Annotated in this window: 13 protein-coding genes and 2 pseudogenes; 7 read left to right on the top strand and 8 right to left on the bottom strand. The window is 36.4% G+C overall.

The annotated features are described in order from the left end of the window. Positions 1 to 39: 39 nt before the first annotated feature. Positions 40 to 498 (bottom strand): hypothetical protein, encoded by a 459-nt coding sequence (locus tag HL290_RS17650; RefSeq protein WP_198497144.1) that lies wholly within the window; start codon positions 496 to 498, stop codon positions 40 to 42. 228 nt (positions 499 to 726) lie between these two features. Here HL290_RS17650 and purE point away from each other — a divergent pair, with 228 nt between their 5' ends. The 3 genes from purE (at position 727) to HL290_RS17635 (ending at position 4,395) form a co-directional block, all read left to right on the top strand. Beyond that, complete coding sequence (gene purE, locus HL290_RS17645) at positions 727 to 1,242, top strand: 5-(carboxyamino)imidazole ribonucleotide mutase (protein WP_002115451.1); 516 nt, start codon at positions 727 to 729, stop codon at positions 1,240 to 1,242. 9 nt (positions 1,243 to 1,251) lie between these two features. Then, positions 1,252 to 2,373: a 5-(carboxyamino)imidazole ribonucleotide synthase gene (locus HL290_RS17640; protein ID WP_092710927.1), complete on the top strand. Its 1,122-nt coding sequence runs from the start codon at positions 1,252 to 1,254 to the stop codon at positions 2,371 to 2,373. Positions 2,374 to 3,102: 729 nt separating this feature from the next. After that, positions 3,103 to 4,395, top strand: a complete 1,293-nt coding sequence (locus tag HL290_RS17635) for a lytic murein transglycosylase (RefSeq protein WP_198497143.1) — start codon at positions 3,103 to 3,105, stop codon at positions 4,393 to 4,395. 62 nt (positions 4,396 to 4,457) lie between these two features. Here HL290_RS17635 and HL290_RS17630 read toward each other — a convergent pair whose 3' ends face one another. The 6 genes and pseudogenes from HL290_RS17630 to HL290_RS17605 form a co-directional block, all read right to left on the bottom strand. Then, positions 4,458 to 4,832: a hypothetical protein gene (locus tag HL290_RS17630; RefSeq protein ID WP_003656007.1), complete on the bottom strand. Its 375-nt coding sequence runs from the start codon at positions 4,830 to 4,832 to the stop codon at positions 4,458 to 4,460. A 101-nt stretch (positions 4,833 to 4,933) separates the two neighbouring features. After that, a pseudogene (locus HL290_RS17625) lies at positions 4,934 to 5,915 on the bottom strand (M57 family metalloprotease). 111 nt (positions 5,916 to 6,026) lie between these two features. Continuing rightward, entirely contained in the window at positions 6,027 to 6,944 is a 918-nt protein-coding gene (locus tag HL290_RS17620) for a matrixin family metalloprotease (RefSeq protein ID WP_198497141.1), read from the bottom strand. A 329-nt stretch (positions 6,945 to 7,273) separates the two neighbouring features. After that, positions 7,274 to 9,214 carry a molecular chaperone DnaK gene (dnaK, locus tag HL290_RS17615; protein WP_003656004.1) on the bottom strand — a complete coding sequence of 647 codons (1,941 nt, stop codon included), beginning with the start codon at positions 9,212 to 9,214 and terminating at the stop codon, positions 7,274 to 7,276. 118 nt (positions 9,215 to 9,332) lie between these two features. Further along, positions 9,333 to 9,887: a nucleotide exchange factor GrpE gene (grpE, locus tag HL290_RS17610; protein ID WP_003656003.1), complete on the bottom strand. Its 555-nt coding sequence runs from the start codon at positions 9,885 to 9,887 to the stop codon at positions 9,333 to 9,335. Between the two features lie 128 nt (positions 9,888 to 10,015). After that, positions 10,016 to 10,944: pseudogene (locus HL290_RS17605) on the bottom strand (LysR family transcriptional regulator). A 107-nt stretch (positions 10,945 to 11,051) separates the two neighbouring features. On the opposite strand from HL290_RS17605, the gene HL290_RS17600 reads away from it, so the two are divergent. Together HL290_RS17600 and HL290_RS17595 are read left to right on the top strand one after the other, a co-directional pair. Then, on the top strand, positions 11,052 to 11,918 hold the full coding sequence (locus HL290_RS17600) for an MBL fold metallo-hydrolase (protein WP_005037716.1): 867 nt from the start codon (positions 11,052 to 11,054) through the stop codon (positions 11,916 to 11,918). 391 nt (positions 11,919 to 12,309) lie between these two features. After that, a complete protein-coding gene (locus HL290_RS17595; protein WP_000733015.1) occupies positions 12,310 to 12,540 on the top strand; it encodes a hypothetical protein in 231 nt (76 codons plus the stop codon). Positions 12,541 to 12,706: 166 nt separating this feature from the next. Here the strand turns inward: HL290_RS17595 and HL290_RS17590 are convergent, their stop codons facing one another. Next, entirely contained in the window at positions 12,707 to 13,069 is a 363-nt protein-coding gene (locus HL290_RS17590; RefSeq protein ID WP_198497140.1) for a hypothetical protein, read from the bottom strand. Between the two features lie 211 nt (positions 13,070 to 13,280). On the opposite strand from HL290_RS17590, the gene HL290_RS17585 reads away from it, so the two are divergent. Then, complete coding sequence (locus tag HL290_RS17585; protein ID WP_198497139.1) at positions 13,281 to 14,351, top strand: alpha/beta hydrolase; 1,071 nt, start codon at positions 13,281 to 13,283, stop codon at positions 14,349 to 14,351. A gap of 157 nt (positions 14,352 to 14,508) precedes the next feature. Then, the gene (locus HL290_RS17580) at positions 14,509 to 15,060 is read left to right on the top strand and encodes a peptidylprolyl isomerase (protein ID WP_198497138.1); all 552 of its coding nucleotides are present in this window, start codon (positions 14,509 to 14,511) and stop codon (positions 15,058 to 15,060) included. Positions 15,061 to 15,431 lie beyond the last annotated feature (371 nt).

The following is a 15,431-nucleotide window of genomic DNA, read 5'->3' as shown; positions in this document are numbered from 1 at the left end:
AATTGATTCTATACAAGCTATTATTTTCTAAATACCGGATTATCTTGCTGGGTGTTTACACGCTTTTTTTAGAATTTTAGAAAATTGTTGATCTCTTGGCGTTGGGTCTTCATAGTCAAAAGCATAATTACTGTCTGTTGTGGTTGTACTCAAAGCGCCGTCCGGCTCAAAATTAGACATAGCATAACCATAGGTCTGATCGTCACAGTAAATTCGATATTCAGTAATTGAATATACATTTCCTGCCTCAGTTGTACCAAGATAATAACCAGTCATAAGAACTGGTTCTCTCTCATCAGTAGCAGATGTTCCTGTGACGATAAATTTCTCTTGGACTTTGCCAGTTAATGCTCCACTTTTGATTTCTCCGTTATAACCTTTTTCTTTATTTAAAGTTTTAATGGTTTTTTGAAATTCACCGATGTTTAAATTTACTAAGGCCGCGTAACTCGTTGTTGTGCAAAGTGTGAGTGTTACGACTCCAAGAAATTTTTTCATTATTAAGCTCTTATTGATTTCATTAAGCGCGCTATATTAATAAAATTTAAGAATGTGTCACTGTTAAACCATGACATTTTTTGATGATATTAAAAATATTCGCAGAGCTGGTCAGTTAAATTTTCGTGAGATGAAAAATCAGTCTATAATAATGGGCTTCCGAACCATTTAAAACTTGGCTCTCGTCGAGATTTATCTTCTTTTACTTTTGTCTCTGGAACATTAGCAATGAATGCGGCCGCAGCACAAGACGCTCAACCTCTCGTTGGAATTATTATGGGTTCTCAATCTGATTGGGCAACTCTCGAAAACACAGCCAATATGCTTAAACAGCTTGGTGTCCCATTTGAAGCGGAAGTGGTATCTGCTCATCGTACTCCAGATCGTTTATTTGAATATGCAGAAACTGCACGTGATCGTGGTATTCAAGTGATTATTGCTGGTGCTGGTGGTGCAGCGCATTTACCTGGAATGTGTGCCGCAAAAACTGATTTACCAGTTTTAGGTGTGCCAGTTAAATCATCAATTTTAAATGGCGTAGATTCTTTGCTTTCAATCGTACAAATGCCAGCTGGTATCGCAGTAGGTACTTTAGCGATTGGTCCAGCAGGTGCGACGAATGCAGCAATTATGGCGGCACAAATCTTAGGTTTAACTCGTCCTGAAATCGCAAAAAATGTTGCTGATTTCCGCGCTGCGCAAACTGATAAAGTTGCAAGCAAAAATATTCCGGGTCAGGTTTAAGAGGCTGAGATGGATAAAACTATCGGTATTTTTGGTGGTGGGCAACTGGGCCGAATGATGGCTCAAGCGGCGTTACCATTAAATATTCAGTGTACTTTTTTTGAAGCAAATACAGATTGTCCAGCAGGTGTTTTAGGCCAAGTCTTTTCTAGCCAAGATGAGCAAGGTTTAAAGCAGTTTATTGAAAGTGCTGATGTTTTTAGTCTTGAGTTTGAAAATACACCAGTTGAAGATGTTGATGTTTTAACACAAACCAAAGCATTGCACCCTCCCCGTGTTGCTTTAGCGACTGCGCAAAATCGCTTGTCAGAAAAAGCATTGTTTGATGAACTTACTATTCCTGTTGCGCCGTATCGTGCTGTAGATAGCTTAGAAAGTTTGAAAAAGGCTGTTGCTGAGCTTGGTTTGCCGATTGTGCTTAAGACTGCAACTGGTGGATATGATGGTAAAGGTCAGTTTGTACTTCGTTCAGAAGACCAGATTGACACCGCGTGGGCTGAACTTGGTCCTGCAAAAAGTCTAGTTGCCGAAAGCTTTGTTAAATTCTCTCGCGAAGTTTCAATTATTGCGGTGCGCGGCCAAAATGGTGAAGTAAAAACTTGGCCATTGGCTGAAAATCACCACCATAATGGCATTTTATCGCATTCAATTGTTCCAGCACCGAATAGTGAAGCTTTACAGCCTGTTGCTCAAGACTACATTACACGGTTGTTGAATCACCTCAACTATGTTGGTGTGTTGACTCTAGAGCTGTTTGTGACTGAACAAGGTTTGTGTGCAAATGAGATGGCACCACGTGTGCATAACTCAGGTCACTGGTCAATTGAAGGCGCTGTCTGTTCTCAGTTTGAAAACCATATTCGAGCTGTTGCAGGTCTTCCATTAGGTTCAACAGATGTTGTTCGCCCAACGGTTATGATCAATATTATTGGTCAGCATCCTAAAACTGAAGATGTACTTGCCTTAAATGGCGCCCATCTACATCTTTATAACAAGTCTGAACGTGCTGGCCGTAAGTTAGGCCATATCACTTTAATGCCTGTGGATAGTAATGAATTGACGGCCTTATGCCGTCAATTGGCGAAAATTTTGCCAGAACCACTCGCTCTAACAGCAGATATGACCCTCTAAATACTTTTGATTTTGCAAAAAAGCGATCTTCGGATCGCTTTTTTTATCTTTTAAATTTAAAAAATAATAAATCATAATTATTGGGGGGTGTGGATAACTTTTTATGTGAATTTTTGAATTTAAATATGATGCTAACTTTTAAATTCAAAAATTGAATCAGATACAAATAGGTGGTTTTGAATTTAAAGTTAGTTATCCACAAGAGAGTTTGATTTATAATAGGTGGCGGAGGCTATATTTTTTGAATTCAAAACTAATGATGTTTGTTGAAGTGTTTTAAATTCAAAATAACGTGGCAAGTTTGAATTTAAAACATGGGTCGATTTTTGAATTTAAAAATACAGATTGTTTGGTTGATCGGATTTGCTGTGTCATAAAGAATGATGAAATATAGAATAGAATCAATAAATAGTACTGTTTTTGCTTGGTTGTGGATAAGTTTATCCACAGAAACACCTCTTTTATAGTTTAAATTTAAAATAAGGTTTTTGAATTTAAACCATACGCTATTATTTTGAATTCAAAACTGGTGGTGCGCACTGGTCGAAGTTTTAAATTCAAAATAAAGTGGAAAATTTGAATTTAAAACACGGGAAATGAATTTAAAACACGGGAAATGAATTTAAAGAAGAGATTATGAATTTAAATTTACGTTTTCTCTCTGAAATTTTAGACTCATAATGGTATGGTACTTAAAAATTTAAATTCAAAAATTGAAACTGGGATAATATGCGACGTTTTTCTTGTATTGTTGGCTCTGTATTTTTAGCAATGACTCAGGCTCAAGCAGAGCTCGTAATTAATGGTTCTACAATATCTAGCAATGCCACTGTTCCGGCAGTGACTAACGAAAATTATACGCCTAATAATAATTTCCAAAGTTGTTTGGCAAATTTACGCTCTCAAGCGATTGCTGCCGGAGTCTCTGGTACAACGTATGATCGTTATACTCAAAACTTAACTCCAGATTATTCGGTTATTGATAAATTAAATTATCAACCAGAATTTTCAACGCCTATTTGGGATTATCTTTCTGGATTGGTAGATGAAGAACGTGTTGAGCTTGGAAAACAAAAACTGGCGCAATATCGCGATGTTTTAAATCGTGCTTCTCAAACCTACGGCGTGCCACCAGAAACAATTGTGGCAGTGTGGGGCGTTGAAAGTAATTTTGGTGATATTTCTGGAAAATATCCTTTATTACAAGCACTCGGAACTTTAAGTTGTGAAGGTCGCCGACAAAGTTATTTCCGTACTGAATTTTTTGCCACCATGCGTATTTTACAGCGTGGCGACTTAACCGAAGATCAACTGAAAGGTTCATGGGCTGGGGCATTTGGACATACGCAATTTATGCCATCGACCTATGAACGTTTAGCTGTTGATTTTGATGGAGATGGTCGTCGCGATTTGGTGTCTAGTACAGTTGATGCATTGGCTTCAACGGCTAATTTCTTAAATAAAGCGGGTTGGCAAGCAGGAATGCCATGGGGTTTTGAAGTAAAAGTTCCCCAAGGTATGTCAATTGATGGAGAAGGGCGACGCTCAAAGAAAGCTTTAAGTAGCTGGAGTGCGCGAGGTGTTACTCGGATTGATGGTTCTCCACTTGTCCAAGGGGCTTTATCTAGCAGTACTTCGGCAGGTTTAATGGCACCAGCAGGCGTAAATGGTCCAGTATTCTTAGTATTTAAGAATTTTGATGCTATCTATAGTTATAACGCTGCGGAAAGTTATGGTCTTGCAATTGCTCATCTATCTGATCGTTTAAAAGGCGCTCGTCCTTTTGCGACATCTTGGCCAACTGATGATCCAGGAACTTCACGTGCAGAACGTCGTGAAATCCAACAGTTTTTGATTAATCGTGGCTACGATATTGGTGCGGTTGATGGTCTTATTGGGGATAAAACCCGTGTGGCTATTCGTCAGGAGCAAACTCGTTTAGGTTTAAATCCAACTGGACGAGCAGGGCAACAAATCTTACGTGCATTCCGTCAAGAACAAGCCCAAAAAATGATGCAATAAACTGAAAATAAGAAAAAGGTCTGCACATGCAGACCTTTTTTATAAGTACTTGTATAAGATTGCTAATCTAATTTAACCGCTTCCAATATATCAAAAATAACTGAAGTGACATCTTGGCTTAAATCTCGATCATTAAAGATTTCATACGCAGTGATCGTAACATCTGTATCACTTGGTAATTGCTTTTGTTCTTCTTCAATTAAATGTTCAATCGGTAGCAGAGTCTGTTTCACTTCAAGATGCAAAATATCTTTGTATTCAATATTTTCATCTTCAAGCTCGATTTCATGCTCATTGAAAAAGGGGATTAGAATAGAATGAAGATACGGTTTGATTTCAATAATATCAAACAGTTCAATATCGCGTGTTTGTTCAATTGTGCTGATATGATCATTTACTTCAATCAGGATATGATAGTAACTCATCTTGATCTCCATTCTATTTTCGTTAGCTCTTATGACCACAATAACATGACTTTGATATGAATTTCGATGTATCTATCTAGAAATAGATACATCATTTTATATCAAGTTCTTAATTATTGAGGTAAAGCACTCAATAGATCACGATCAGCATCGGTAAGACCAGTGACTTTTCTGTCACCATCTTTACGTACTGAGTACATCAATGCATTTGGCTGATCACTGTGTTTTAAGCCAAGCGCATGTCCTAGCTCGTGAGCAATCGTTAAACGTAAATCATCAATAGACTTAAACTCATAAATCACGATTTGTTTGCCGTTGTAGATACCTTTTTTAAAGACATCTGCTTGAGCATTTTGCTTAAATTCGTTTAATGATTCATTAAACTTATTATTAATCTGATTAAAATGAGTAACTTTGACATTTAAATCTTTAGCTTGCTCATTATATGCAGCAATTTCTTTCTTTAAAGCAACGGTTTGCTTTTGCAAATCTTTCTGGGTTTTAGCCAAAGATTTAGCACTATATTCAGGTGCTAATTTGCCTTGGTTAAGTTGCATCATTTGCTGGTCAAGATTTTTTAATTTGCCATTCAAAATCTGTTTTTTATTTTCAAGGTCAGATTGAGTTTGACCAAGGGTTTGCTTCAATTGCTTAATTTGTTGCTGTTCATCAATTACACGTTGCTGTTCTTGCTGGAACTGAGCTGCAATTTTTTGACGTTGTTCAGAACGACTTTGACCATTATCGTAAACTAAACGAATTTCTAACTTTGCATTTGGATCATAAGTAAAATAATCCTGCCCAGTGCCTTGTTTCCAAATATCTGCAGCTTGTTGGCTAATCTGAATCAATTGATCTTGGCTCAAACCAAAACGTGGATCAATTTCAGCAATTTTATAAGTCAGGTGCTGACCCGCTTTTTGCTGAATTTGAGTATGAGCTGGAGTGGCAAGATTAGCATTAGCCTGAAAATTAGAAAAAGCAAAGGCTACGCCTAGTAACAAAGATGTTAAACGCATAATAGAAGAGGGGGAGATTTTAAAAAAAACGTATTATAAGAATATAAAGTGAAAAATCAATCAAAAAACATACAATTCAGATAAATAAATGCGACTTTAGTCTCATTAGTTTTTACCAAATGCAAAATTATTTTTTAGATAAAATTCAATATGTTTAGTTTTATTTAGTTTTTTTAATTATTTAACTTTAATGATTTTCCTTAATTGAACTATAAATTGAGCTTAATAACTCTAAATCTGAATTCGTTAATTTGAAATTATGAATATCTTGCTCTTTTAAACGGGGGTACATTAAAGATTTGGGATCAGTAGTATGTTTTAGTCCTAAAGCATGGCCAAACTCATGAGCAAGGGTCAAACGTAAATCATTTAAAGAAGCATAACCGTAAATTTGAATTTGGTTTTGACTGAATAAGCCTTTATGAAAGGTCTGAATACTGGTTTTTTGTTCTAGCTTAAATTGTGTCATTAACGTTGTTAAATCGCTTTGCTCTTGATTTAGTTCTTTAATTTTTTTGTTAAGCATTTGAATTCTAAAATTTAAATTATTTGATTCATTTTGCAAATTTCCAGATATTTGCTGGAGTTGATTCTGCCGCTCTTTTAATTCGTCGGCAAGATAGTATCGATGTTCCCCTTGGTTAAAGTGTGTTACGTCTCGTTGATAGTGTTCAAATTCAGCTTTTAGACTGATCTTTTTTTTGTTCAAATCAGATGATAGCTGATCAATTTCTTGTTTGTTTAAAATAATCTCTTCATTTTTAATGCGCCATTGTTCCTGCTTTTGTAAAAGAGCATTTAAATTTTCTTGCTGTTCACTTTTAATAATTTGATGATCATCATAAATTAAGTTAATTGTTAACTGCGCTTCTGAATCATAAGAAAAATAGGTTTTTCCCGTCTCTTTGTGCCAGATTTCAGCAGCTTGTTGGCATACTTCAATAAGTTGTTCTTTAGTGAGCTGAAACCGTGGGTCAATAAAAGCAATTCGATACTTTAACGGTTGATTAGACGAAGCAATTGGTAGATTACTTTGAGCAAAGCTCGTCGTTTGTAAGCCTATGCATAAACACAAGCTAAGTCCCCACCATAGAAATTTTTTCATGGCAAAATAAAAAATATAAATAAATCTTATTGTTAGCTACTTAATTAATTTCGTCAAAATGATAAAAAATGCAGGAGAGTGGGGGAATTTGTGATCTGGCTATAAAAATTTAAAAAGATGTTTTTATACTTGGCAATAATGGAATAATTAATGTAATAAGTAACAATGTCTTTTCGTTTATAAAATCTTTTTTATAATTAATAGATTAGTTTTTATCATTGATCTTTTTGACATTAAGATAATTAAAAATCTCCTTTAAAAAGCTATTGTTATTTTTTGTAACCAATAAAAAACCGCGCCTAAGCGCGGTTTTTTATTAAAGAAACAAATTATTTTTTGTCATCTTTAACTTCAGTAAACTCTGCATCTACAACGCCATCGTCAGCTTTTTGTTGACCTGCATCGCCACCTTGGAATGCATTTGGATCAAAGCCTTCTGCACCACCAGCTTGTTGTGCTTGTTCATAAGCACGTTGAGTGATAGGCATTAAGATATTTTGTAAAGCTTCAGTTTTAGCTTTGATATCTTCAACATCATTTTCTTTTGTTGCTAATTCAAGTTCAGAAACCGCAGTACTTACAGCTGTTTTTTCATCTTCAGTAACTTTATCACCAAGATCTTTTACAGCTTTGTTCGAGCTTGAAATTAATGCATCAGCTTCGTTACGAGCTTTTGCAAGTTCTTCAAACTTACGATCTTCTTCAGCATTCGCTTCAGCATCTTTAATCATTGCTTCGATTTCAGCATCAGACAAACCTGAGTTTGCTTTAATCTGGATTGATTGCTCTTTACCAGTGCTCTTATCTTTAGCAGATACTTTCAAGATACCATCAGCATTGATGTCGAAAGATACTTCAATTTGTGGCACACCACGTGGAGCAGGTGGAATGTCGCCTAATTGGAAGTTACCCAACAATTTGTTTTGTTGAGCCATCTTACGTTCACCTTGGTAAACAGAAATGTCTACAGCAGGCTGGTTGTCAGCAGCAGTAGAGAACACTTGTGATTTCTTCGCAGGAATCGTCGTGTTTTTCTCAATGATTGGTGTTAATACACCACCCATTGTTTCAATACCTAAAGTTAATGGTGTTACGTCTAATAAAAGAACGTCAGTTTTGTCACCAGACAATACCGCACCTTGAATCGCAGCACCAATTGCAACTGCTTCATCAGGGTTTACGTCTTTACGTGGCTCTTTACCAAAGAATTCTTGTACTTTTTGTTGTACAAGTGGCATACGAGACTGACCACCAACCAAGATCACGTCAGAGATGTCAGAAGTCGAAAGACCAGCATCTTTAAGCGCGATACGGCAAGGCTCAATGGTACGAGCAACTAAATCAGCAACTAAACCTTCAAGTTTTGCACGTGTTACATTGATCACTAAGTGTTTAGGACCAGTTGCATCAGCAGTGATGTATGGAAGGTTGATTTCAGTTGCATTTGATGAAGAAAGCTCGATTTTTGCTTTTTCAGCAGCTTCTTTCAAACGTTGTAACGCAAGTGGGTCATTTTTCAAGTTCACACTTTGTTCTTTCTTAAATTCTTCAACCAAGAATTCAATTAACGCGTTATCAAAGTCTTCACCACCAAGGAAAGTATCACCATTTGTTGATAACACTTCGATTTGTTGGTCGCCATCAAGGTCTGCGATTTCAATGATTGATACGTCAAAAGTACCACCACCTAAGTCGTAAACAGCAATTTTACGATCGCCTTCTTTTTTGTCCATACCGAACGCAAGTGCAGCAGCAGTTGGTTCGTTAATGATACGTTTAACGTCTAAACCAGCGATTTTACCCGCATCTTTAGTTGCTTGACGTTGAGCATCGTTAAAGTAAGCAGGAACAGTAATAACTGCTTCTGTAACTGTTTCACCTAAATAGTCTTCTGCAGTTTTCTTCATCTTTTTCAAGATTTCAGCAGAGATCTGTTGAGGCGCTAATTTTTTATCGTTTACTTCTACCCAAGCATCACCATTGTCAGCTTTGATGATTTTATAAGGTACAAGGCCGATGTCTTTTTGTACCGCTTGATCTTCATAACGACGACCAATTAAACGCTTAATAGCGAATAATGTATTTTTCGGGTTAGTTACTGCCTGACGCTTAGCACTTTGACCCACTAAGATCTCGCCATCTTTATAAGCAATGATCGATGGAGTTGTACGTGTGCCTTCAGCGTTTTCGATTACTTTTACTTTATCGCCTTCAAGTACAGCAACGCATGAGTTGGTAGTACCTAAGTCAATACCAATAATTTTTGCCATGTGACGTTTTCCTCAAAAATTCTTTTGCAATGTTTTTGCTTGTTATCCGATATGAGAGTGAATCTATTTTTTTCAAGCGTTTTAGCGAAAAAAAATCTAAAAACTCTCAAATTTTTATTTATTGACCAACCATAACCATAGCAGGGCGCAATAAGCGACCATTTAAGGTATAGCCTTTTTGTAAAACGGTACCGATTTCATTCGCTTTAGCGTCTGGGGCAATGCCCACTGCTTGATGTAAATCTGCGTTGAAACCATTTTGAGTGTCGGCTTCTACAACACCAAATTTTTCCAGTGTAGTTAATAGTGACTTCAAGGTTAACTTAATACCCTCAAGTACAGGAGTTTCTTCATCACCCGCTGCTTGAATCGCACGCTCTAGATTGTCTACAGAATCCAGCAATTCTTTTGCAAATTTTTCAAGCACAGTTTCCTTATGCTTCTCAGACTCACGTTGAATACGCTCTACACTTTTTTGTGCTTCGTAAACAGCATTCGCTGTACGTGCTTTTTCAAGTTTAAGACTTTCTTCTAATTTAGTGATTTGCGCTTGTAAAGATTCAACGGTAACGTCGTTTGCTTGCTCTCCACCTTCAGCCTGAGTTTGCTCATTAGATTGCTCTGCTTGCTCGTGTTGAATGTCTTGAGCTTGCTCATTTTGCTCATTAGCCATTGATGATCTCCGTTTAAATGGGTTTTTAAACATGTACAGTCCTTTTTGGCATCAGTATTTACTGTGTAAAACCTGAACTGCCATGCATATGCTGTAATTCATTAATAGGTATGAAGTATGGGCACTGCCTAAAAATTCAAGCGTACACGACGATTTAAAGCTTTTAATTTTGCGGTTTTAAGTAAAAATCTAAATTTTCGATCATAAAAGCAATAAATTCCTGAGTTATTTTGGGTAAATGCTGCCTAGATGCATATACCACTGACAGACTTAGCTCTGGCGCTGAAAAGTTTTTAAATAAAGGAACTAGTCGTTTTTCTTTTAAATCTTTTTTAACTAATAGTGAAGGCAACATAGCTACACCCTGAGCATGTAGACACATATCATAAACAGCATTTACATCATTACTTTTAAAGGTAACGTTTAAAGGATAATTCTGTGGTTGTTGCTCTTCATCAAAAAGAGTCCAGTATTGATGCTGGCTATGGTGAGCTAAACATTCGTATTGAATAAGTTGTCTTGGGTGAGAGAGGGGGCTGTGCTGTTTTAAATAATCTGGATGAGCACAAAATACCGATTCGATCTGGCAGACTGGTCTGGCAATTAATCCATCTGCAACTTTTTGCGTTATACGCAAAGCTAAATCGACTTGTGCATCAATCAAGTCAATTGTATTTTCAGTAAGATATACGTCAAATTGAATATGTGGATGTTGCTTTTTAAATTGACGAATACATTCGCCAACACCTAATTGAAATAAAAATAAACCACAAGTAAAACGAATCGTACCGTTATGTTGTTCGGGTGCTGCTAGCTCTTGTAAAAGTTGTTGTTGTTGTAAAATATTTTCGCAATAGAGAAGGGCTTTTTCACCGGCTGGAGTGAGAGATATTTTTCGGGTATTCCGCTGAAATAGGCGAGTTGAGAATGTATGCTCTAGGTGTTCAAGATAGCGAGAAACCATGGCACGGGAATAATTAAGATGTTCTGCGGCTTTGGTTAAATTGCCATGCTGAGCAATAGAAACAAAGACTTGTATGGCTTTTAATGTGTCCATATGCTTTATCATTATTACAATTTATGCAACAGTTTATCTTAGTTTAGTGCATTTACCTTACAGAAATTGCAATTTAAAGTATTCCTTATGAAATTGGAGAATACATAATGAAATTTTTTAAATTAACTGCTTCGGCTCTAGCAACTGCTACAGCTTTGACGATGGCTTCCTCAACTTTTGCACAAGATCTAAAAATCCAAAGTTTTCTGGCTAAACCAGAACATTTTGGGGTGACTTCTACTTTAATTGAAGGTGATAAAGAAGTTCTATTGGTTAATGCGCAATTCTCAAAATCTGAAGCATTACGTATTGCTGCCGATATTCTCGATAGCGGTAAAACGCTAAAGACAATTTTCGTAAGTTATGGTGATCCGGACTATTACTTTGGTTTAGATGTATTTAAACAGTACTTCCCAAACGTACAAATCATCGCAACTCCAGAAACTGTTAAACATATTCAAGATACTCAAGCACTTAAAGTGAAATATTGGGGTCCGCAAATGGGTGCAAATGCGCCTAGCCAAATTATTGTGCCTCAAGCCTACACTGCTAAAACTTTAAAATTAGAGAATGAGTCAATTGAAATTAAAGGTAAGAAAGAACTCACTTATTTATGGATTCCTTCTTCAAAAGCAGTAGTAGGTGGTATCCCTGTATCTTCAGGTATTCATTTATGGATGGCAGATACACCAAAAGTTAAAGACCGTAATGAAGTAATTCAAACTTTAGAAAGCATTAAAGCACTACAGCCTCAAACAGTTGTTCCAGCACATATGGTTGAGGGAGCCCCACAAGGTTTGGATGCAGTTAACTTTTCAATCGACTATCTCAAGAGCTATGAGAAAGCGGCTAAAGTAAGTAAAAATGCTAGCGAATTGAGTCAGCTCATGCAAAAACAATATCCAACATTAAAAAGTGTGGATAGCCTAGAGCTAGGTGCAAAAGTTGTAAAAGGCGAGATGCAATGGCCGTAATTTAAATCGGAATATAATAATTTTTTAGAGAAGCCGTGGTCTATACCCGGCTTTTTTAATGCGAAAAGGAATTTTTAATCAAAAAACCTCTGTAACATTCTACGCACCTTATATAGTGTTTCTATAAAGAGAATTTTTTTGAGTAGAGCAAAAGGCTCAGATAAAAATTAAAAATTGATAAAATTAAACAAAAGCTTAAGTTGCTACTTTTATATAAAAGGTAGAGATGAAGCTAAGGAAGAGAATTTAATAAAAAATTGCACAATTTGTACTTCTATTACTACAAAAGACAACCAATGATACGCACGCCAGAAAAAAAAATTGTGAATTATAGGCAGCGCAAAGATGATCTTTGCATTTAAGTGTTTGTCGTAATGAAAGGAAAGCGATTATGAAAAAATTAGGTCTTATCTCTGTAGTACTTGCTGGTGTTGCTTTTACAGCTGTTGGTTGTGCATCTGAAGCTGGTTTAAACGCATCAGGTTCTGCTCAAACAAGTGCTAGCCCATCTGGCGTACAAGCTGGTGTAGGTGTTGATGCAGGTGTTTCTGGCCAAGCACAACCAGGTCAAGTTGATGCTGGTGCTTCTGGTTCTGTTTCAGGTTCTGCAACAGCTCAGTAATTCTTAGTGATAAGAATAGTTAAAAGATTATAGAGTCATATATTTAAGATGCCGATTTATGTATGAAGTGAGCTGCTACTCATTACTCTATAATTAAGAGAGTTTAGAATTCTCAAAAAAGCCCCAAAAGACGTAGCTTATTGGGGCTTTTTATATAGTAATGAATTTAGTCATCATGACGAGAATCTCGACGATTATGATCTCGATCTTCTACTCGTTTTTTATCCCACTCGTGGCGTTTTTTATCGTCATCACGGTGTTTTTTATCCTCGTCATGGCGTCTTTTATCCCACTCATGGCGGTTTCGGTCTTGTTCGCGAGCGTCTCTCCGTTGTTGTTCATATAGTCTTTTACGCTCTTCCCAACGCTTCCGTTCCCAATCACTATATCGACGTCCATCATTGCGATCATAGCGATTAGTATCATGGTAACCATAGCCACCACGATAAGAAGGGTCATCCGTATAAGCAACACAGCCTACAGTTAAGAGACTGGTTGCTAATAAAGTAACAACTAATTTTGTTGACATAATCTTACCTCTTTTTGTCTGTTAACAATAATTGGCAAAAAACTCCTGCTTGAAACGACAGATTTGTTAATGACATTTGCTTTAAATCAGATTAGCGTAATTTAGTTTTTACCTTTGTATCTTGATTACATGAGTTGTATGCGAATATAGTCAAACAGCAACAGAATTCTGTAGAAAATATGAAGGATAAGAGGAATTCATGGAGATAGGCATGACAGCATTTAATCAAAAAATTCAAACATTGCTAGATAAGGGCCAAGGGCCCGCTGCTCGAGCTCTTGATAAGTTACCTCGATTAGCTCAAGAATCACTTGCCAAAATTCTTGGGTATTCTTACCAATATCCAGATCTGGACTCATTTACTAAATGTCTGATGGCCGTACAAATTAAGCAGGGGCGTATCGGTTTTATTGGTCCAGATCCAATTGAATCCAGAAGGCAGTTTGATACGCAAATGCTGGCTATACGCCAGAAATCAACAGAGATTGATTCAGTAGAAGATATTCGGTTACCTCTTCAAAGTGGAACCGTTTTCGCGAGACACTATCATCCAGCACCTAATAAAAAATTACCTCTTCTTGTTTTTTATCACGGAGGGGGATTTGTTGTGGGTGGATTAGATACTCATGATGAGGCGTGTCGTATATTGGCAAAATATGCAAAAGTACAAGTACTCAGTATCGATTATCCTCTTGCGCCTGAGGTTTCTCCTCAACATTTAATCCAATCCTGTGAAGATGCTTTGGCTTGGGTATATCAAAATCGTAGACAATTAAAAATATTAAAAGGTCGAATTGCGGTAGCGGGTGATAGTGCAGGTGGAAACATTAGTACAGTCGTGGCTCAAAGATCAGTAAATAAACCTTATGCTCCACAGGCCCAACTTCTTATTTACCCTGCAGTCGATTTCAAGAGTCGACATCCATCCTTCTATGCCTATAACGAAGGATTGGTTTTGACAGATAAAGATATCAATAATGTCACTCAATATTATGCAACCCAGCATAACGTAGAATTAGATGATCCTATTATTTCTCCAACCTATGGAAACTTTAAGAAGAATCCACCGGCTTTTGTGATTACTGCTGGGCATGACGTATTACATGATGAAGGGAAAATCTATAGCTATAAGCTACGCCAAAATGGCGTCAAAATGCATTATGAAGAATATTCAGATCAAACGCATGGTTTTATAAATTTGACGCCTATTTCTAAAAAGGCCAAACGTAACACCATTGAGTTCAGTAAAAACTTTAGAAAATTTTGGGATAAAAATAGCTAAATAAAAGTTTGGTCCATGTTTCACGTGGAACGTGGACTCATACTAAAATCTAAAATATAAGGCTTTAAATAAAAGATAATAAATACTCACTAGAATTCTTTTATATAGACGATTAAATTTAACCTTTATTAAGTTTTGCATTTTACTGTAGGAAGATATGAAAAAATTATTAATGCTATGTTGCTTGGGTTTAAGCAGTCATTCAGTCTGGGCTGACACTTTAGTTGAAATGCAAACAAATTTAGGCAACATAGAAATACAACTTTATGATGAGAAAGCCCCAATCAGCGTGAAGAATTTTAAAAGCTATATAAAGTCGAACTTTTATAAAGATACGATATTCCACCGAGTAATTCCTGGTTTCATGGTACAGGGTGGTGGGCTTACTGCAAATATGCAGGAAAAGACCACTCGAGGACCAATCAAAAATGAAGCTGGAAATGGGATTGCTAACACACGCGGAACCTTAGCGATGGCTCGTACCGCAAATCCTGACTCTGCTACTAGCCAGTTCTTTATTAATGTCGCAGATAATAGTTTTCTAAATCGCTCTGCTGGTAATGCTGGTTATGCAGTTTTCGGAAAAGTGATTAAAGGAATGGATGTGGTTGACCGTATTGTAAAAGTACCGACAATCACTGATGGAATGCATCAGAACGTTCCTAAACAACCTATTAAGATAATAGAAGTGAAAATCAAAAAAGAATGAAAATAAAATATTTTAATATTTATTGTTTATTATCAATAATTTAAACTGATATTTTTGCTTTTTTTGATTTTGGTTGGGTGAAAAAGAATCGATCAAACACATATATTTAGAAAAGTGCTTGCGTACCATTTTTTTTCCCCTATAATGCACTCATCCCGACGCGATACATGAGAATATCTTAGCTTACAGGGTTAAGATGAAAAACTTAGTATTGTGTTGAATTCTGTCTCTGACGAAGAGCAGAAAGATCATTAAGAGATTATGAAGAACAACTTGTGTGGATTTTTACTGATTGATTGATCGAAATATTATCATTGATTGATTGGTTTAAATTACTCGAAGTTTATTTGAGCGAAATTTAAGTCAGAAAA

Origin of the sequence: Acinetobacter sp. AC1-2 (genome assembly GCF_016124155.1) — a bacterium.
Classification (GTDB): domain Bacteria; phylum Pseudomonadota; class Gammaproteobacteria; order Pseudomonadales; family Moraxellaceae; genus Acinetobacter; species Acinetobacter calcoaceticus.
This window is presented reverse-complemented; position numbering and strand designations above follow the sequence as displayed.

Excerpts from the sequence above, each read along its gene's own strand:
- HL290_RS17650 (WP_198497144.1), bottom strand. The coding sequence starts at position 498 with ATGAAAAAATTTCTTGGAGTCGTAACACTCACACTTTGCACAACAACG.
- purE (WP_002115451.1), top strand. The coding sequence starts at position 727 with ATGAATGCGGCCGCAGCACAAGACGCTCAACCTCTCGTTGGAATTATT.
- HL290_RS17640 (WP_092710927.1), top strand. The coding sequence starts at position 1,252 with ATGGATAAAACTATCGGTATTTTTGGTGGTGGGCAACTGGGCCGAATG.
- HL290_RS17635 (WP_198497143.1), top strand. The coding sequence starts at position 3,103 with ATGCGACGTTTTTCTTGTATTGTTGGCTCTGTATTTTTAGCAATGACT.
- HL290_RS17630 (WP_003656007.1), bottom strand. The coding sequence starts at position 4,832 with ATGGAGATCAAGATGAGTTACTATCATATCCTGATTGAAGTAAATGAT.
- HL290_RS17620 (WP_198497141.1), bottom strand. The coding sequence starts at position 6,944 with ATGAAAAAATTTCTATGGTGGGGACTTAGCTTGTGTTTATGCATAGGC.
- dnaK (WP_003656004.1), bottom strand. The coding sequence starts at position 9,214 with ATGGCAAAAATTATTGGTATTGACTTAGGTACTACCAACTCATGCGTT.
- grpE (WP_003656003.1), bottom strand. The coding sequence starts at position 9,887 with ATGGCTAATGAGCAAAATGAGCAAGCTCAAGACATTCAACACGAGCAA.
- HL290_RS17600 (WP_005037716.1), top strand. The coding sequence starts at position 11,052 with ATGAAATTTTTTAAATTAACTGCTTCGGCTCTAGCAACTGCTACAGCT.
- HL290_RS17595 (WP_000733015.1), top strand. The coding sequence starts at position 12,310 with ATGAAAAAATTAGGTCTTATCTCTGTAGTACTTGCTGGTGTTGCTTTT.
- HL290_RS17590 (WP_198497140.1), bottom strand. The coding sequence starts at position 13,069 with ATGTCAACAAAATTAGTTGTTACTTTATTAGCAACCAGTCTCTTAACT.
- HL290_RS17585 (WP_198497139.1), top strand. The coding sequence starts at position 13,281 with ATGACAGCATTTAATCAAAAAATTCAAACATTGCTAGATAAGGGCCAA.
- HL290_RS17580 (WP_198497138.1), top strand. The coding sequence starts at position 14,509 with ATGAAAAAATTATTAATGCTATGTTGCTTGGGTTTAAGCAGTCATTCA.